The organism is Anaerotignum lactatifermentans DSM 14214 (assembly GCF_900142265.1).
GTDB lineage: Bacteria > Bacillota > Clostridia > Lachnospirales > Anaerotignaceae > Anaerotignum > Anaerotignum lactatifermentans.
The window spans coordinates 1-18,218 of sequence record NZ_FRAH01000037.1 but is presented as its reverse complement, the minus strand read 5'-3'; the positions used below and the strand labels follow the sequence as shown (position 1 = coordinate 18,218).

General features: G+C 38.3%; 15 protein-coding genes. All 15 read right to left on the bottom strand.

What is annotated here, in order from left to right:
* Positions 1-20 precede the first annotated feature (20 nt).
* The 15 genes from BUB35_RS10620 to BUB35_RS10550 all read right to left on the bottom strand — a co-directional run bounded on the left by BUB35_RS10620 (position 21) and on the right by BUB35_RS10550 (position 17,841).
* Entirely contained in the window at positions 21-638 is a 618-nt protein-coding gene (locus tag BUB35_RS10620; protein WP_072851557.1) for a TetR/AcrR family transcriptional regulator, read from the bottom strand.
* Positions 639-1,110: 472 nt separating this feature from the next.
* Positions 1,111-3,510, bottom strand: coding sequence for a hemoblobin-interacting domain-containing protein (locus BUB35_RS10615; protein ID WP_072851554.1), 2,400 nt, complete (start codon positions 3,508-3,510; stop codon positions 1,111-1,113).
* A gap of 1 nt (position 3,511) precedes the next feature.
* Positions 3,512-4,705: an S-layer homology domain-containing protein gene (locus tag BUB35_RS10610; RefSeq protein WP_072851551.1), complete on the bottom strand. Its 1,194-nt coding sequence runs from the start codon at positions 4,703-4,705 to the stop codon at positions 3,512-3,514.
* Between the two features lie 234 nt (positions 4,706-4,939).
* On the bottom strand, positions 4,940-5,374 hold the full coding sequence (locus BUB35_RS10605; RefSeq protein ID WP_330391164.1) for a DUF4491 family protein: 435 nt from the start codon (positions 5,372-5,374) through the stop codon (positions 4,940-4,942).
* Between the two features lie 139 nt (positions 5,375-5,513).
* A complete protein-coding gene (locus BUB35_RS10600) occupies positions 5,514-5,879 on the bottom strand; it encodes a metal-dependent transcriptional regulator (RefSeq protein WP_072851548.1) in 366 nt (121 codons plus the stop codon).
* A 244-nt stretch (positions 5,880-6,123) separates the two neighbouring features.
* Positions 6,124-8,130: a ferrous iron transport protein B gene (gene feoB / locus BUB35_RS10595; protein WP_072851545.1), complete on the bottom strand. Its 2,007-nt coding sequence runs from the start codon at positions 8,128-8,130 to the stop codon at positions 6,124-6,126.
* Between the two features lie 98 nt (positions 8,131-8,228).
* On the bottom strand, positions 8,229-8,441 hold the full coding sequence (locus BUB35_RS10590; protein ID WP_072851542.1) for a FeoA family protein: 213 nt from the start codon (positions 8,439-8,441) through the stop codon (positions 8,229-8,231).
* 1,114 nt (positions 8,442-9,555) lie between these two features.
* The gene (locus BUB35_RS10585; protein WP_072851590.1) at positions 9,556-10,869 is read right to left on the bottom strand and encodes an MATE family efflux transporter; all 1,314 of its coding nucleotides are present in this window, start codon (positions 10,867-10,869) and stop codon (positions 9,556-9,558) included.
* A complete protein-coding gene (locus BUB35_RS10580; RefSeq protein ID WP_072851539.1) occupies positions 10,856-11,788 on the bottom strand; it encodes a M14 family metallopeptidase in 933 nt (310 codons plus the stop codon). Before BUB35_RS10580 ends, BUB35_RS10585 begins: the two co-directional genes overlap by 14 nt.
* On the bottom strand, positions 11,785-12,585 hold the full coding sequence (locus BUB35_RS10575) for an ABC transporter ATP-binding protein (RefSeq protein ID WP_084730650.1): 801 nt from the start codon (positions 12,583-12,585) through the stop codon (positions 11,785-11,787). The genes BUB35_RS10580 and BUB35_RS10575 overlap by 4 nt, the downstream gene beginning before the upstream one ends.
* Positions 12,569-13,408: an ABC transporter ATP-binding protein gene (locus tag BUB35_RS10570; protein ID WP_072851533.1), complete on the bottom strand. Its 840-nt coding sequence runs from the start codon at positions 13,406-13,408 to the stop codon at positions 12,569-12,571. Before BUB35_RS10570 ends, BUB35_RS10575 begins: the two co-directional genes overlap by 17 nt.
* Positions 13,405-14,229 (bottom strand): nickel/cobalt ABC transporter permease, encoded by an 825-nt coding sequence (opp1C, locus tag BUB35_RS10565; RefSeq protein WP_072851530.1) that lies wholly within the window; start codon positions 14,227-14,229, stop codon positions 13,405-13,407. The genes BUB35_RS10570 and opp1C overlap by 4 nt, the downstream gene beginning before the upstream one ends.
* A gap of 3 nt (positions 14,230-14,232) precedes the next feature.
* Positions 14,233-15,171, bottom strand: a complete 939-nt coding sequence (gene opp1B, locus BUB35_RS10560) for a nickel/cobalt ABC transporter permease (RefSeq protein ID WP_072851527.1) — start codon at positions 15,169-15,171, stop codon at positions 14,233-14,235.
* 73 nt (positions 15,172-15,244) lie between these two features.
* Positions 15,245-16,837 carry a nickel ABC transporter substrate-binding protein gene (nikA, locus tag BUB35_RS10555; RefSeq protein ID WP_072851524.1) on the bottom strand — a complete coding sequence of 531 codons (1,593 nt, stop codon included), beginning with the start codon at positions 16,835-16,837 and terminating at the stop codon, positions 15,245-15,247.
* 101 nt (positions 16,838-16,938) lie between these two features.
* Entirely contained in the window at positions 16,939-17,841 is a 903-nt protein-coding gene (locus BUB35_RS10550; RefSeq protein ID WP_072851521.1) for a LysR family transcriptional regulator, read from the bottom strand.
* Positions 17,842-18,218 lie beyond the last annotated feature (377 nt).

Below are 18,218 nucleotides of genomic sequence, written 5' to 3'. Positions count from 1 at the left end.
TGTATATAAATTATAGGGCTTTACTGCCCCATAATTTTCATCCAACCAGCGGTATAAAACGCTCTCATCTGTTCAACATAATTTTCTGCGTCAGCAAGGGGCATTTCATGAATAATCAGTTCAAAAAACGTATGAAACATCCCTGTAATCAAAATATGTTCTAAGGCTGGATCTATTGGCGGAGAAGGATGCCCCAACTTTGCTAAAACGTTTTTATACGCCTGGGTGCCATTCATCTCAATCTCAACCATTTCGTCTATAAAATTAGCAAATCGTGTACCTTCTGAACAGCAGAGAAGCAATTTACATTCTTCCAGATTCTGATAAGCATAATGTAGCATATCAAACATACACATCCCAGAAATATCGCTCATAACTTTCGGTTGCTGTTCATGCGGAAGATTCGCAAATTCCTTCTGGGCTTCTTTAAAACGATTAATCAAATAATCATAGTGTTTGCCCACAAGAGCTTCAAAGAGCTCCTCTTTGCTTTTATAGTACCCATAAAAAGCACCCGTCGTCAGCCCTACAGATTTAAGAATATTTCGTAAGGATGCAGAACGATAACCTTTCTCTGAAAATTCCCTTTTGGCCTCAAGATGAATATATTCTAACGTTGTTAAGCTTTGCTCTGCCATATCGACCTCCATATAACAGTGTTATATAACACAGTTATATTATAAAATCAGTCATTTTATTTGTCAAGAGTACATTACTTGAAATATATAAACACCGGAATGATCTACATAACATTGATGCCAAGATATGTTAAAATTGATATTTTTATTAGACGCTTTTTTATAATTGGAAAAAACCTGCAGAAGCAAATCAGATTTATATTTCAATCTAATATTTAACGTAGCAAGCTATGAGGTTTGGATAAATCCAATACAAAAATAATCTGTTCTATGTCTAGCAAAATAGTATAAAGATGGTTTACTGTCATCAATAGCTTTCTAAGTAAAAAAAGTCAGTGACTATTGCCACCGACTTGCTATCTTTTTTCCGAATTTTTATTTAATATGAGAGTACATGAAAAGGCAAACAGAAATTTTTATTTTCCTGTTTGCCTTTTCCATTTTATCCTACTAAAACTGGTTCCTATGCAAATTATTGTGCAGGGTATGTGTAAGTCAGTGTTTCATAGTCATCTGCAGAAATTGTTAAAGTGTGTTCCCCTTCTCCTGAGAAACAATCTTCCGTGAAATCAATGAATTGATCATCTCCTCCATATGCCTCATCATTGGAGAACTTATAGGAATTTGTGTTGCCCGAGAAACTTGTTTCCTTTTTGTTACACTCCACTTCGTTAATCTTTATGGAAGTAATCGCTTCCAAATAAGCAGATGCATCATCCTCAGTCAGATTAAATTTCAAACGATAATAACCGTTTGACATGTAACTAGGTTCAACAAAATCTAAAGATTTTACTGCTGGAGCATCCTGATTTTCTCCCGGCTCCCCTGGATCTTCTCCAGCATCTCCGCCAATGGTTCCATCTTTTCCAACTGTCAATGTCAAATCTTTATAGTCTTCTGCGGAAATCACAACAGTATTATCGCCATCTTTGAAAGGTTTATCCCCATGAAGAATGATCTTCTGGTCTGTTGTGTTGGTTGTGAAATACGGATCACCTACACCGGAACTATACTCTGTACCATTGACTGTTACTTTGTTTACAGCACCTATCCACGCTTCGATATTCTTATCGTAAGACGGTGTGAAAGTGAATGTGTAAGTTACTTCATAGAAAGCACTTTTTTCACAAGTTACTCCCTTATATTCCGGTAAAGGTTTTGTTTCTGTAGATGTTCCATCAACAACAGTGAATTCTACTGTTTTCGTACCATAATATTTTGCCGTAACAGCGATCTGGTATTTGCCAGCCTGTGTAAACAAATCTTTCCCCAAAATCAAGTCTTTTCCAGAAATTTCATAACCAATCTCTTTATAAACAGATTCATCTCCATCAGGCAAAACTTTTTTCTCTGTATTATCTGGATATGTCAGCTTGACTTCTGTCAGATATTTCCAGATGTCACCTGTGGCATTTTCCCCTGCAGCCGTTACAGTAACAGCTTCGCCAATATTTCCAGCTTTTACTTCCAGAACTGTTTCTTCAACTGTTTTGCCATAATCCACTTCGATTTTTTTATCCTGATATCCGCCAACTGAAATACGAATGGTATTTTCGCCTACTTTCAGTTTGTCTTTAACTATTGTCAAAGTAGCATCTTTCAGTTTTACAGTAAAATCATCTTGAGCCAATGGATACAGATCACCGTTGAGATAAATTTCTCCATCCTCTGCAATCGCAGCCAAGTAAGTTGTGTCTGCGCAGCTAAGCTTCAGGTCAGAACCTTCTTGACTTTCTACCACAGTCAGTTCTGGTGCAGGTCTACCGATGTAGCTACCGCCCATTTGTGTTTCCCCAAGGAGGTTGTCTTCCAGTACATATTTTGCTGCGTAAGGGCGATTCTGCGTTACAGAAGCAGTTCCTTCTTTCTGGAATTCAGCAAAAGTCAGATATTCACCATCAGCTTCTGCTTTGTCTACCATATTGGTAAAGGCGCCGCTCTTTCCGCTGTAGTCATAGAATACTTTGCCACCTTTATCAAAAACATAAAGCCAGCTTGTCATATCCTGATCCCATCTTTCAGCAATTTTTGCTGCACTTTCCTGTTCGATGCCCAGTTCCGTCAGAATTTCCGCATTTGCCAGCAAATCAGAGTCAAAAATCAGATATGCGTTCATCACGTTGCTGCCACCGTCTCCACCGGAAGACCCGCCTCCATCGAAGGTTGCCATGGTAACAGCATCAGCACCAGCATATGTAATGGCATTATTCACTCCACTGCCAACTACAAAAGTTGTTTCCATAGGTTTGAAGCCCTCAGCATAAACCTTAATCGTATATGTTCCATTATCTGGAATATTATTATGTCCCTCAACATCGTTGTAGAGAACGAACAATTCACCAATCAGGTAGTAATCTGTAAATTTTTCCAGCTCTTTTATTTTTCCATCCGGTGCAGTCAATGTTACACGATATACAGGCATTGTAATGCCGTATACCATATCCTCTACATGGAAACGCACGTTTTCACCGCTTTGGATGACGCCGCCATCCCACTGTAAATGCATAGATGGTGCTTTTTCATTTACCACATGAATCGGGAACAACCAGCTTTGTCCACCACTTGTAACTCTGATGTTGTAACGTCCATTGTTACGGAAATTAGTCTGTCCCAAAGATATACTAATTTGACCAACTGTTTTTCCGTGGTGCTCCGCTTGCCCTTTTGTGTACTGAAGTTTATCATTTAAGGTGTTATTATTTTCATTGAATGCCACCAGATCAACATCCGTAATGCCGTCGAACCACTGTTTTTCTTCTGCAGTGGAATAATTGAACATTACGATAACTTCACCTGTAACTTCACCTGTGCCTTCTTCTGTAACTTCTGCATCAGGGCTATAGTATGGGATGGATTCATCAGATGCGTCCAAATCAAATGTTGTTTTTTTTAGGATATACTCTTACAACCCCAGCTTCATCATAATTTGTCAAATGATAGTCCCAAACCGCTACAGCGCCATTTGCCATCAGATTATAGGATTCTGGTACTGACGCCAATACTTCCGGTTCTTTAGGGTTCTGGTTATCTGTCAGCTTTACTTCCTGTTTGCTGTTTCCGCTTTCCAATACCAATTTGGCAGGATTCAAAGAAGTCAGTTCCCATTTGACGATGGTTCCATCATCATCTACATTGGTAAAATTAGAAGTAACATCAACTCCGTCAATGATCAGTTTTGTATTATCCTTGGAAAAACCTTCTTCAAAGGAAACGACAACATACTGACTTCGTCCTAAATCTACCAGTTTCGTCTGTGCAGCTTTAGCGATATTCTGAGAAGGTTTGGAGCTACCACCGCCACCGCTGCTGCTGCCACCGCCACCGCTGCTGCTGCCACCGCCGCCGCTGCTGCTACCACCGCCGCTACTGCCTCCAGAACTTCCTTTATTGGAATTGTCTTTTTCTTCCGTCTTTGTTTCCTCTTTTTCTTCTTCAAGATTGGTATCTTTTAGTGCATCCATAGATCTGGAAAGAAGAGCGATACCTTCCGCTCGTGTCATTGATTTTTGAGGCATTAATTTGCCATCCGCACCATAAAGATATCCATCAGAAATTAACTTTGCCATTGCATTTACTGCAAAAGCAGATATATCACCTCTATCTGTAAAATCATCCAAAACAGATAAATCTACTGAAGTATTTTCTTCAAGCAGTCTTACAATCATAACCGCAGCCTGTTCTCTTGTGACAGGCTGATTCGGGGACATAGTGGTTGCCGATGTTCCGCTCATATATCCTGCCGATAAAGCTTTTGCTAAATCAGAGCGATACCAAGCACTATCTTCTACATCTGTATAGTTTGCAATAGATGGAGATTCTTCTGTATACCCCATTACTCGATTAATAACAGCTGCAAACTGCGCTCTTGTCATAATCTGATTTGGAAGATAATTCCCAGTTCCATCACCAGCAATATATCCATTCTCCGCGAATGTTAATATTTGTTGTTGCGCCCAATGTCCATCAATATCAGAACTAGCCGCAAATACCTGTGCGGAGGGAAGTGCCCCCAACGCAATACTTGAAGTCATTAATGCTGCACATATCTGTGCCTGTAGTTTTTTCATAAACGCCTCCTCTTCAGTTAGCAATGACTAACTTAATGTTATAATGAAGTATTTCATATTAATATCTAATCCCTTCTACATATTCCACTTCCCCTCTAATTGATAAGAGTTAGCATATGCTAACTGGATTAATTATAAAAGAACAATAACTTTATTTCAATCGTCACATTATTCAAATTTGATATATAAAAATTGTGAAACACTCACAGTATCTCTCTGTGATAAAACCAAAAATCACTTTGATTTCATTTTTTGCTTACGCTTGGAATTTTGAGGAAACCAGCCACGTGCAACACGTTTTGTTTGCTCTTTCAATTCTTTGATACTCCATAAAAAAGAACATCCTAAGATACCTAATAATACAGAAAATATATTGTTCATAAATAAGGAAAGTATCAAACAAAACAAACCCATCATGAAATATACTGGCCAAATACGTTCTGAAAAATAATATTCACTCCATATTACCAACGGATGAAATATACCAATAATACACAAAGAAGCAATTCCTACTAAAATTCCATCAAAATGAAACATATCCTCCACCTCATTTTCAATAAAATATTCAATTTCAATGCCATCCAGTACATTTGCGAAAATGCCAGTATTCCCGATATTTATAATACAGGAATTCATCTGCAGAAAAAATCTTAAAAAATTTATATGCATTAATATACTTCCCGTAGTTTTCTCCAAAAATCTATACAGGAAAGCGACGTTCCATTTAGAAAAACGGAACGTCGCTTAAATGAATCTATTAAAATATCATGACTTTATAGAGAATAGCATGCAATCTCCAATATGGAAATCAAATTTCACATTGTACAAGTGTTTTCAAAGCTGAAAAACTTTCTGCGCCCATACAATGTTCCAACTCACATGCATCTCTTGATGCAATTTCTGGTTTCACTCCCAAACTGATAAGTAATTTACATAGCACTTGATATCTTTCATTCATTTCTTTTGCAATCTGCAAACCTTTCTGAGTTAAGTAAATATACTTTCCGTCGACCAGATAAACAAAACCTTCTTCCGCTAGAATCTTTACGGAAACAGATACAGTAGCGCGCGAAACAGATAAGGCATGCACGAGATGCTGATTGCGTACAACTCCTTTTTGTGAAAGTTCATAAATAGTTTTTAAGTAATTTTCTGTTACTCTCCTCTGTTTCACTTACCTCACCCATCCTTATATAATAAGATGTAACCTGTAATTATATAATCAAATTCGTTATTACGAAAATACAATTACTTATTTGTCTTATCACAGCAACAACTTCCATGCCCGTTTTCTTTTGTTCCACAGGAACAACCATCTGGGCAACCAATACATTTCCGTCCGCTTTTTTTCGCCCTATAAACATATATGCCAGCTGCTACCACAATGATGAGAATGATTGCAATTATGATATAATCAATCATACCGTTTTCGCTCCGTTCAATTCATATTCGTGTTTCAGTTCCTTTTCTGTTTTCTTGCACAGATAAATCACAACAGCTACCATGATCAATACTGCAATCAAACCAGGTACAAAGCCAGCTCCTATAGAACCTGTCGTAATCAAAGTACCAATCTGGTATACTAAGAAACCAATGGTATAACCGGTACACAACTGTAAGCCAATACCGCCCCACAACCATTTTTTGCTTTTCATTTCAGAGTTCATGGCACCAATGGCCGCAAAGCAAGGAGGTGTATACAGGTTGAACATCAGATATGCCAGTGCAGCAACTTTTGTAATAGCAATTACACCTGCAATTTCACCGCCTGCACCTTCAATCATTGCCAACTCTTCTGTATCAATCAGATTTTCCAAACCAACAAAGCATACAGCTAAAGTACCTACAACGTTTTCTTTTGCAATAAAGCCTGTTACTGCTGCCGCTGCTAGCTGCCAGCTAAGTACACCAACAATGGGAATCAGCAAATAAGCAAATGGTCCAGCAATGGAAGCCAAAATGGAGCTATCAGCAGTTTCTGCCACCTGGAAACTCCAGTTGAAAGTCTGCATAATCTGTACAGCTGTATTACACAGCAGGATAATGGTCGCTGCTTTTACGATGTACGCCCAGCCACGTGCACACATCGCTTTCAAAGCAAAGATAAAAGAGGGTGCTTTGTATTCAGGCAATTCCATAATAAAGAAAGACTTACGGTTTTTATATCCAGAAATTTTGTTTACGAGCAAAGCACCAAGGAAAATCAAAACAACGCCAGTAAAATACATCAGGAAACTAACCCAACCAGCATCTTCAAAGAAAGCACCTGCAAACAAAGCAATTACGGGGATTTTTGCACCACAGGGCATAAAGGGTGTCAGCATTGCTGTCGCACGACGTTCGCGTTCGTTTCTAATTGTACGGCTTGCCATAACACCAGGAATTGCACAACCAGTACCGATTACAAAAGGAATCACGGATTTACCAGAAAGACCAACTTTTTTAAAGATTGGATCCAGCACAACAGAAACACGGGACATATATCCACAATCTTCCAGCAATGCAATCAGGAAATACATGATCATAACCAGTGGCAGGAAACCAACAACGGCACCAACGCCGCCGATGATACCATCAACCAACAAGGCTGACAGCAGTGGATTCGCATCTGCCAGTAATTCACCGATGTAACCCTGGAAAGTTTCAATCCAAGCAACCAATGTATCCGCGATCAATGGACCAACCCATACCTGTGAAATTTGGAATACCAAAAACATGACAACAGCAAAGATGGGAATACCCACGATTTTGTTGGTCAAAACATTATCTATTGCGTCACCTGTGCCCTTATCTTTTGTCAAGATTTTTCTTTTTTCCACTTGGGACACCAGATCATTTACAAATGCAAATCGTTTTCGATCCGCTTCTTCAACGACATGCTTATTGGTCAAATCAATATCCCCTTGCACATAGGGTGCTTTTTGAACTTGTCCCTTTGAAGCCACCGCTGCATCAACAACCAATTTCAGACCTTCTGCAGCAGTTGAAACTGTTTCTACTACCGGGCAGCCCAGCTTTTCTGAAAGGACTTTTGTATTGATGGTAGTTTCTTTTTTCTTATTGATATCACTTTTATTCAATGCTACTACCACAGGAATTCCCAATTCCAAAAGCTGTGTCGTAAAAAACAAGCTACGACTTAAATTAGTTGCATCCACAATATTAATAATGGCATCTGGATGTTCATTTCTAACGTAAGAGCTTGTGATACTTTCTTCCGATGTGAAAGGTGACATTGAATATGCACCCGGAAGGTCAACTGCAACCAGTTCTTCCACTTCTCCAGAGTAATTCTTTTTAATAGGATGTTCTTTTTTTTCAACCGTAACGCCAGCCCAGTTCCCCACTTTTTCATTTCTACCTGTCAAGGCATTGAACATAGTGGTTTTACCGGAGTTCGGGTTGCCTGCAAGGGCAATTCTCATAATACTTCCTCCTCTTCCCTATATAATATTTGCTTTATATTCAGACATATAGTTATCTTACGCTAACCATATGTCAAAATAAACGACTCTCATAAAAATCAAATCTGAATTGCTGCTGCCAATTGATTATCGATATTGTATCTACCGTCCTTAATGGAAACAACGCATCCACCTTTTAATCGAGAAACAACTGTAATTGGTTCGCCTGCATAACAGCCAAGAGAAAATAAAAATGCATTTAACTCCTCATCATCTGTATTAATGCTTTGAATAATATATTCTTTTCCCTCAAGTGCATGTTCTAATGTCATGAAAATTCTCCCTTTATTATGTATTTACTTTCAATACGCTAATTTATGTTAGTTACAGCTAATACACAAATATATTGCAGTTAGCGTTATCTAACTCACACATAGTATATACCTTAGTATTACATGTGTCAAGAAAAAAATATTTATTTACGTAATTTTTGAGATACATTATAAATATAAGAAATCATTTTAATACCATCACAATCAAACAAAAAAGTTGTTCAGTTGTCATTAGCTAACTGTTATGTTTTATATAATCTCTCATACAGCCTCCGAAATCATACTAACCAATAATATTGATTATCATTTTACTTGTTAGTATTTTAAAATTTTACCCGTTTGATATGATACAAGAAAGTTGAAACAAGATTATTAGACTTTCGCCAAAAGCGACCTACTTTATATTCACAAAATTATGATAAAGCACTAGTGAAAAATATGGGCAGATGATATGCCCCGTGCTCCCACAAAGAAATCAATCTGACAGTTTCGCTGTTTCCTTAATATTAATCTCAGCAGTCAATGGTTATAAAACGATAGGCTAATTTATTTCTATTCCACTTAATCAATCATATTAAAAGAACATCAAAAAGCTGGTTTAATTAGTCATATAGAGCCAAGTTCTCATTTTAGTATACAAAAATTCCAATGCTCTTAAAGGATAGAAATACTATTCACGTTAAAAAAATTCTTACTTCCATTTCCTAATGGAATCCTTTTATAAAACTATGAAATAAGTACTTATTCAAGGTATCAATTTTGAATCACTTAAATAGACTCAAAAATTATCTTTATAAATATTGAACTATATTATATAACTGAATTTAACTACACAAAACTTGCTCATCTTTCTTTCATTCAATTCGAAAAAGGCAATCCACAAAACCTATACACTTTTTCTAAAGAATCTAATCGCGCCCGCAACAAATAATGGGATGGGATACCATACATACTTTTTTAACATAAAAATCCTTTTTATTCAGTAAATTATTTGCACAGATCATACTAATATCTACATAAAAACCAGTTGAAAAGTATGTTTCAACTGGTTTTCCAAATCGCATAAATTATATTTTAATGTTGCAATACTCAGCAATTATAAAACGTATAACTCTTATTTCTTTCGCATATGACACACGCCTATCACTGCAAACAGAGCTCGAAAACTTTGGTCCAATAACAGAGCTGTCCATGCTCCATATAGCTGCATATCCAGCACAACAACCAACAAATAAGTAATCAATGGACGTAATATGGCAATGCTCACCAATGAATATATAGCTACATATCCTGTATGACCCATACCTCTCAATATCCCTGCATGAGTCAAAGAAAAACTTTCCGGAAAACTCACAAACGCTACAAACAACATAATCCCTGAAGCTAACAGCAGTTCTTGTCCTTCTAACGCATACATGGAAAGCACAGGGACACGTAAGACAATACACAAAACACATGCTATAGATGCAGTCAGCAAACTTTCCCATTTTACCACATGGCAAATTTTTTTCAGTTTTTTCCCACCTGTTGCTCCAATGTCATTTCCACACTGTATCAATCCGGCTTTTCCCATACCTTGCGAAAAACTATAGTATATATCGCACATTCCCATACAGATATTGTGTATTCCAAGAGAAGATGCTCCCAGCCCTGCTACAATCCTTGTGTATGCAAACATACCAAAACGTTCAACCGCCTGCTCAGTAAATACCCCTCCATATAATGGCATAATCTGACTCAAATACCTTCGATCAGGTTTCCATCTACTTTTCTTTAGCAATGATGCTGGATGCTTTTGGGGCAAAAGAATAAGAAGTGTATACCCGAGTGCAGCAACTGCTCCAAACAATGTTCCTAATCCAGCTCCAAACACCCCCAGCCTAGGAGCGGGTCCAATACCATAAATAAAGACCGCATTACACAACACATTGATTACATTTCCTAGCACATTCGCCTTCAAAACAGATTTCGTATCTCCAAGCCCTGCTAAAACACCATGTAATGCAATGGCAGGGGCAGTAAAGAACAATCCGAAAAAAGCAGGTCTTGCATATGCCATAGCAGAATTCAAATAAGTCCTGTCTGCTCCCGCGAACAACAAAATAGGTTCTAACAACAGAATCGTGCAAAGCAACAATATTCCGCCGCCCAGTAATGCAATCGTTAGTGTTTGTTTTGTAAATCTACTAAAACATCCTCCTTTACTTTCTCCACTGCGCCGTGCAACATACGCTGTTACAGCCACTGCAAAAGCTCTAGAAAAACACAATATCACCATTCTGGGTTGTGAAAAAATACTCACCGCAGCTACAGCTGTCGTTCCTAACGAAGAAACCATCAACAAATCTACTGCTGAAAGTATCATAAGAAGCAATCCTTCAGCAGCAGCAGGCCACGCAAGGCGCCAAAAAACTTTACGTTCTTCCATAAGCAACTATGGCATCTCCAGGCTGTACGCCAAGAGCCGTTGTATAGTAAAGTATCACTCCGTCGAATTCGGCTTTGATTTCTACTGGTTTGCCCTTCGGATATGGTTGCAGCACTCCCAAAATATCCCCTTCTGAGACAAAATTACCTGCAGTAATTTTGGGGTACCAATACCCATATACAGTTGACTCTTCATATTTGGCTTTCGCAATTTCCTGCTGCTGTACCAATTTGAACTTTTGTTCTGAAATAGAAAGATAAGACATGATTCGATATACATCTTCCATACAGTCTGCAACCTCTAATTCAGACCACCGTCCACCCTCTCCTCTTTCAATGAGCAAAGAGGGAACACCTTTTTGTACTGCCCAACTATATAAACCGTTTTTTGCTGTTGATCGCACACGATAAGGTACAGAAAGCATCTTTGCACCTTCCAAAGCCAACCGGTTCACCTCATCACTACCCACCGAAGGAATAAATACCAAAGGAAATAAAGATTCATTGATATCTCCACTATGCAAATCAATCAAAAAATCTGCATAGGGATAAATTTCTTTTTCTATGGTATATGCGATTTGTTCAGACAGAGTTCCATCTTGTCTACCCGGAAAAGCTCGATTCAAATTTACATTATCTTCCGGTACCACCTGCTTTGCACCACTTAAAAAGCCCTGTGCATTTACAAGCGGTAATATTATCACATTCCCGGATAATCTTTCAGTGTTTAATTCTTTAATTAATCTCTTTATTGCCTCAATTCCAACATACTCACATCCATGGACACCCGCCGCCACAACCAATGTCTTACCTGGAAAAGCACCACAGTATAATATAACATCTAACGCATACTCTTCATTTACATGAATTTTGATGTACTTTTTTTCTCCACGTTCTATTTTATGTCCACATAGGATCATACTGTTTTTGCCTCCTCCGTATCAAACACGATAATAGACTCCAATAATTTGCGGGCATACTGATCTTTCGTTTGACTGATTTTATCTACCGGAAGATATTCTGTTACATGACCTTGATACAAAAATAGCACATCGTCACATAGATAAGTAATAGACGTCAAATCATGGGTAATAAAAATATATGTCAGCTGCAGTTTTTCTTTCAGTTCCAACAACAAATCCATAATCTGCACTTGTGTATGCGCATCCAATGAGGATATGGCTTCATCAAATAACACGATCTGTGGATTACAGGACACTGCTCTGGCAATGCACACGCGCTGCAACTGGCCGCCGGATAATTCATGAGGAAATCTATCTGCAAAATCTTCAGACAGTCCAACTAACTCTAATAATTTTTTGATTTCCTTTTCATATTGCAGCTTTTCCTTCTCTCTCCTTTGACGAACAAATAAACCTTCTTTGATGACATCGCTCACACGGAACCGAGGATTGGCTGAAGTCGTATAATCTTGGAACACAACACTTAGTTTATTTTGCAATTCTTTACGACCTTTTCGCGATGCATAAACAGAAGTTCCATCTATCATAACCTCACCTGTATCAGGTTTCAACAAACCGCAAATCACTCGTCCCATGGTTGATTTGCCGCTTCCGGATTCACCCAAAATACCAAGGCAAGTTCCTTTCTTTACTTTTAGTGACACATCAAACAGCACCTGTTGTCTAGTGTGTCCAAAAATCTTATCCTGTCGTTCGCTTCGGAAACTGACACAAACTTTATCTAGCTGGAGCACAATGGCTCACCTCACCTTCCAACGCCTTTCTGTATTTTCGCATGACATCTCGTCTTTTTTCAATTAATAATCTGGTATACGGATCTTTTGCCTGATGCATAATATGACAAAATTCACCCTGATCAACAACCACCCCCTGATTGAGTACAACGATCCGATCTGCCACACGTGAAATTGCATTCAGATCATGGGATATAAAAATCATCGCCACTTTATGTTCCTCTTTGATTCGCAAAAACTCATTCAAAATCTCGAACTGTGTAATAGCATCAATAGCAGTAGTTGGCTCATCCGCAATCAAAAGTTCTGGTGTCATGGAAGTTGCAAGACCGATCATGATCCTCTGCAACATACCACCAGAAAGTTGATGAGGATATTTCTCCAGTACTTCCTCAGGGTTCCTGATTTGCATCTTCAAAAGCATGTTAATAGATCTTTCTCGAACTTCTTCGTTGTCCCATTGATTATGTGCTGCATAGGTTTCTGAAATCTGGTTCCCAATACGATAAAGCGGATCAAAGGATGTCATAGGGTTCTGCAGTACCATCCCCACTTTACCGCCTCTTAATTTTCTCAACTCTTCAGCGTTTTTCCCTAGCAACTCATCCCCTTGGAATTTTGCGCTCCCTGAAACCTGAAAATTTTTGTCTAAAAGTCCCATTGCAGCCTTCATGGTCATGGACTTTCCGCTTCCAGATTCGCCTAAAATACCAAGGCATTCTCCAGGTGCTACAGAAAACGAAATTCCCTTCACTAAGTCTTTTGTTTTTTTTCTACCTTTCAAAGAGACACATAACTGATTCAATTCCAATACTGGTTTCATTGCTTCACCTCCTTTGGATCCAATACATCACGCATAGCATCTCCCAATAAGTTAAAGCAGCATACAAGAACTACAATTGCCACCCCTGGCGCGATCATCTGCACTGGATTGCTGGTCAAAACTTCTTTTGCTTCATTGAGCATGGCTCCCCACTCTGGTGTCGGTGCCTGTACACCAAGCCCCAAGAAGGAAAGTGTAGAAATATTGATGATAGCCCAACCAATATCCAATGATGCTAACACCACCAGATCAGAAGTGATAGAGGGCAATAAATGACGGAATAAAATAAACCGTTCTGGCATGCCTACACATCTTGAGAACTGAACAAAATTTCTATCACGGTACTGTAAAACACCCGTTCGAATCATTCTGGCATACCAAGCCCACTTGATAAAAACATTTGCTATAATTACATTCTGTACATTGATACCCAATAAAGCTACAACGGCAAATACCATGATTTGGCTGGGAAAAGAAAGCATCACGTCTACCACTCGCATGATTACTTCTTCCACGATTCCACGAAAATACCCTGCCATAATTCCCAGCAAAGCACCAATGCCTATGGTCCCTAACATGGTAAGTGTAGCGAGACCCAACGTAGGGCGGATACCATAAATCATTCTAGATAGCACACATCTTCCCAATTGATCGGTTCCTAATGGATATTGCAAGCTATATTCAGCAAATTTATTGATAATATTTGTTTCATAAGGGTCATTAGGCGCTATAATCGGCGCAAAAATTCCAATACACGCAACAACAAGGATCAGCGCACTCGTAAAAACTGCTGCACGATTTTGCAAAAAACGTTTCGTCACTTTTTAGTCCTCCTTTCGTAATCTTGGATCTGATACAGTTTGCAGTATATCAAAAAGCAAATTGAACACCACAAAAAGGACACCAATAAGCAGTACATATGTCTGAATTACCGGATAATCACGATTAAAAATCGAGCTGATACATAATGTTCCTAGTCCCGGCCAAGAAAAAACATTTTCAACCACAATGGTACCCGAAATCAGCTGAGGAATACTCATCCCCATGGCTACAATACAAGTATGCATGGAGTTCTTCAAAACATGTTTTACCCAAATTGCTTTTTGCGGCAATCCTCTTACATTGGCATATAAAACATAATCCTGTTTCATATTTTCCAGCATATTATTACGAATCAATCGAATATAAGTGGAGATATAACTTAACGCTACTGTAAAAGCAGGCAAAATCAAATGCCTCCATGAACCGCTTCCATTTGTGGGAAGCCAGCCTAACTTTACACCAATACCCCACATCAGCAATAAGCCAACCCAATAAGGAGGCATTGCTGTGGAAACAAATACTGTTCCGCGCATGATTCTGTCAAACCATCCATCTTTATATACTGCGCAAAGAAAGCCAATAGGAATACTTAGAACCAATACGATCACAAAGGAAGCTCCGGCGAGTTCCAATGTTGCAGGTAATGACCTAAGAATCTCACCTGCTACCGTTCGTGCAGGGTTCACATAACTAATACCAAAATCCCCTTGCAGGCATCCTATCACCCAATCAAAATATCGTACCAGAAATGGTTTATTTAATCCAAGCATCTCTTCCATTTCTGCAATGGCTGCATCGGTGATAACCGGCATTTGCTGTACACGAAGAGCTACCTCCGCCGGATTTGAAGGAATCAAGTTAATAAACATAAAGCATACAAAAGAAATTGCCAATAGCAGCGGGATCGCCAACAAAATTCTTCGAATTATATATCTACGCATCCTCATTCTCCTTTCAAGATATTTTCAAGAAAAGAACCGCTTCTTTATTAGAAGCGGCTCTTCGCTGTTCTTTTTACTGGAAATACATATCCGCAAAAGGAACATCGTACTGATCTGTACCGAAATGTACACCCTGCAAATCAGATGTATAAAGTGCCTTGTTGCATTCATATGTCAGCGGAATATAAACTGCATCTTCATGCAAACGTGTAAGAACAAAGCTATAAAGTTCCTGGCGTTCTGTTTCATCCGTTGTTGTAAGAATTTCTGTAATTGCCGCATCAATCTCAGCTTTATCCGCTAAGCCCAACTGTGCAGCGTAGTCCCCATATACCGGTGCACGCATCGCTGCAAGAGATGACTGTGGATCATAAGGCATACCCCAGCAAATATTGAACACCATATCAAAATTACCCGCTTTCATGCTGTCACGATAAGATTGCTCTTCCTCTCCATGAATATTGATAGAAATACCCAATTTCAAGTATTCACTCTGCAGATATTCCGCAATGGTTTTTTCTGTTACACTATCACTGTTGTACAGCAATTCCAATTCCAGCTTCTTTCCATCTTTTTGACGAATGCCGTCACTTCCCATAGTCCAGCCTGCTTCATCCAGCATCTGTGCGGCTGTATCCGCATTATATTCATAAGGAGTCAATTCTACATCGCAATAAGGTACTGTTTTTGCATACAAAGTATCTGCAGGTTCTTCCAATCCATAGAAAATACCATCAGAAATAGCCTGTCTATTTGTGGCGTACTGCAAAGCCTGTCTTACTGTTGTATCACTCAAAATATCGTTGGTCGTATTCAGTACGATATGTCTTGTAGAAGTTGGTTCAGACAAAGAAACAGAAAATTTTTCACTGTCCACATACTGACTAATGGCATCTGCATCCAGCATATTCTTACCAAAAATCAAATCGATTTCGCCAGATTCCAAAGCCATGATACGTGTCTGATTGTCTGGAATTACTTTTACTGTTATTTTTTCAATTGCAGGTAGCTCGCCCCAGTAATTTTCATTCCGTTCAAACACCGCATACTCGTCTGTCACAAAATCTGTCAACACATAAGGACCTGTACCAATATAGCCATTCACACCGTCTTTTGTACTGCCGTTGATCATGCAATTAGGGGAAATCATTGCAAAAGGTCGAATGCAACCCAATTCTGTCAACATAGGGTAATATGGCTCACTTAATTCAATAACAAACGTATTTTCATCCGGAGCAGATACTCCAACCAATAAATTCATCATTTCCAGCCAAGTATGTCTTTCTTTGTTTTCAATGATCGCATTGAAATTCGCTAAGATCGCATTAGCATCACACACAGCACCATCGGAAAAAGTAACCCCTTCTCGAATCTTAAAGGTATATATTCTGCCATCTTCGCTTATGGTCCAACTTTCTGCTAAGCATCCTTCGTAACCATCATCTGTAATGCTGACCAATGTATCATAAAGCATGCTCTGGGCATACATTTCTCCAGCATATAGATGGGGGTTCAAATCACGAATATCTCTGTAGTTTACAAAAACCAATTCATTATTGGTATTTTCACTGCTTGTACTACTTGTTTCAACCCCTTGTCCGCAACCACTCAATACCCCAAATGCTGTAATACATCCAAGAATGATTGCAATAATTTTCTTTTTCATTTGTTATACTACCTCCCTGTAATTGTTTTCGAAACATATTATATCGGAGTTAGTTATTGCTTACCAGTGGGTAAATTTTCATATCTAACTATAACAAATCGTTATAACATCTTTTCGAAATTTTCGATAATCCACACAGACTGCTCAGAAAGTACCCGTTCCGGATCTCTGATATACCCAATCTGTAAAAAGGGTTCACATCCATTAATCGGCAATGATTTAATATCATATTGTTCATAAGGTTCATGCATAAAATCCAGACCAAGACTACAAACATCTGTATATAATAACAGGTCAGTATATAAATGGTCACTGTTTGTATATACGCTATGATGTAAATTTTTTGTGTCGATAATACCCATACTTACACTTTCCAAATGATGCTCCATAGAAAAGAAATCTCTAACACCACGAACAAATCTTAACTTTGGCAAATCAGAAAAATCAACGCTTTCCTCATGATATAAAGGATGATATTTTCCGACATACAAGCAGATTTTTTTTGACTTCAACGGAACAAAGATCAAATTTTTATGTGACAATATATGTTGAAATGTCTGTACCTGGCGTTGTGCCACGTAAACAATGCCAATTTCTGATATACCTTGATGCACCTGATCCGCAATTTCTTCCACCGAACCCTCGTGATGTTCAATAGTATATGTATCGCCAAATTTTTTATAAAAATCTACCAATAATCGTGCAATCATGTTACTGGGATACGTTGAAATACGAATACTGTTTTTACCCTCTGGAACCGCCAAGGAAGAAATCGTTGCCGTAGCCTTTAATACCATTCTTGCATATTCCAAAACCATTTCCCCATATACCGTCGGAACAACGCCCTTTCCTGTTCTTTTCAGCAATGGTCTGCCCAGTTCACGTTCCAATGCTGTAATCGTTTTGCTTACATTTGGTTGAGATGTATACATACATGCAGCAGCGCGAGATAAACTTCCTCTCTCGCAAGCAATCACGAAAAATTCAAGCTGTTTAATATCCATAAATGACCTCCTCCAAAAATTAGCCATTGCTAACTCTATTTTATCATATTCTTTTCTATTTACATATAGTATTATAACTAAATGACATATTTTCTCTTAACATACACATGATTTTCAATATGAAAACAGAGAAAAATCATAATATATTTTTCGACAATAATCGATAAGATGACATAAAAGCTGTGAATATATAAGATTCACAGCTTTTTCATCTACTTACTACATATCATATCTATTTTTCCACGATTCACAGGAAAACGCATTTCTCTGACCATCATCATCCAATGTACCATATTTAAAATATTCTCAAATATTTTCATACAAACTTTATTTTTATCATCCTCCTCATAATTCATTTCCTGAAAAGAAATATATGC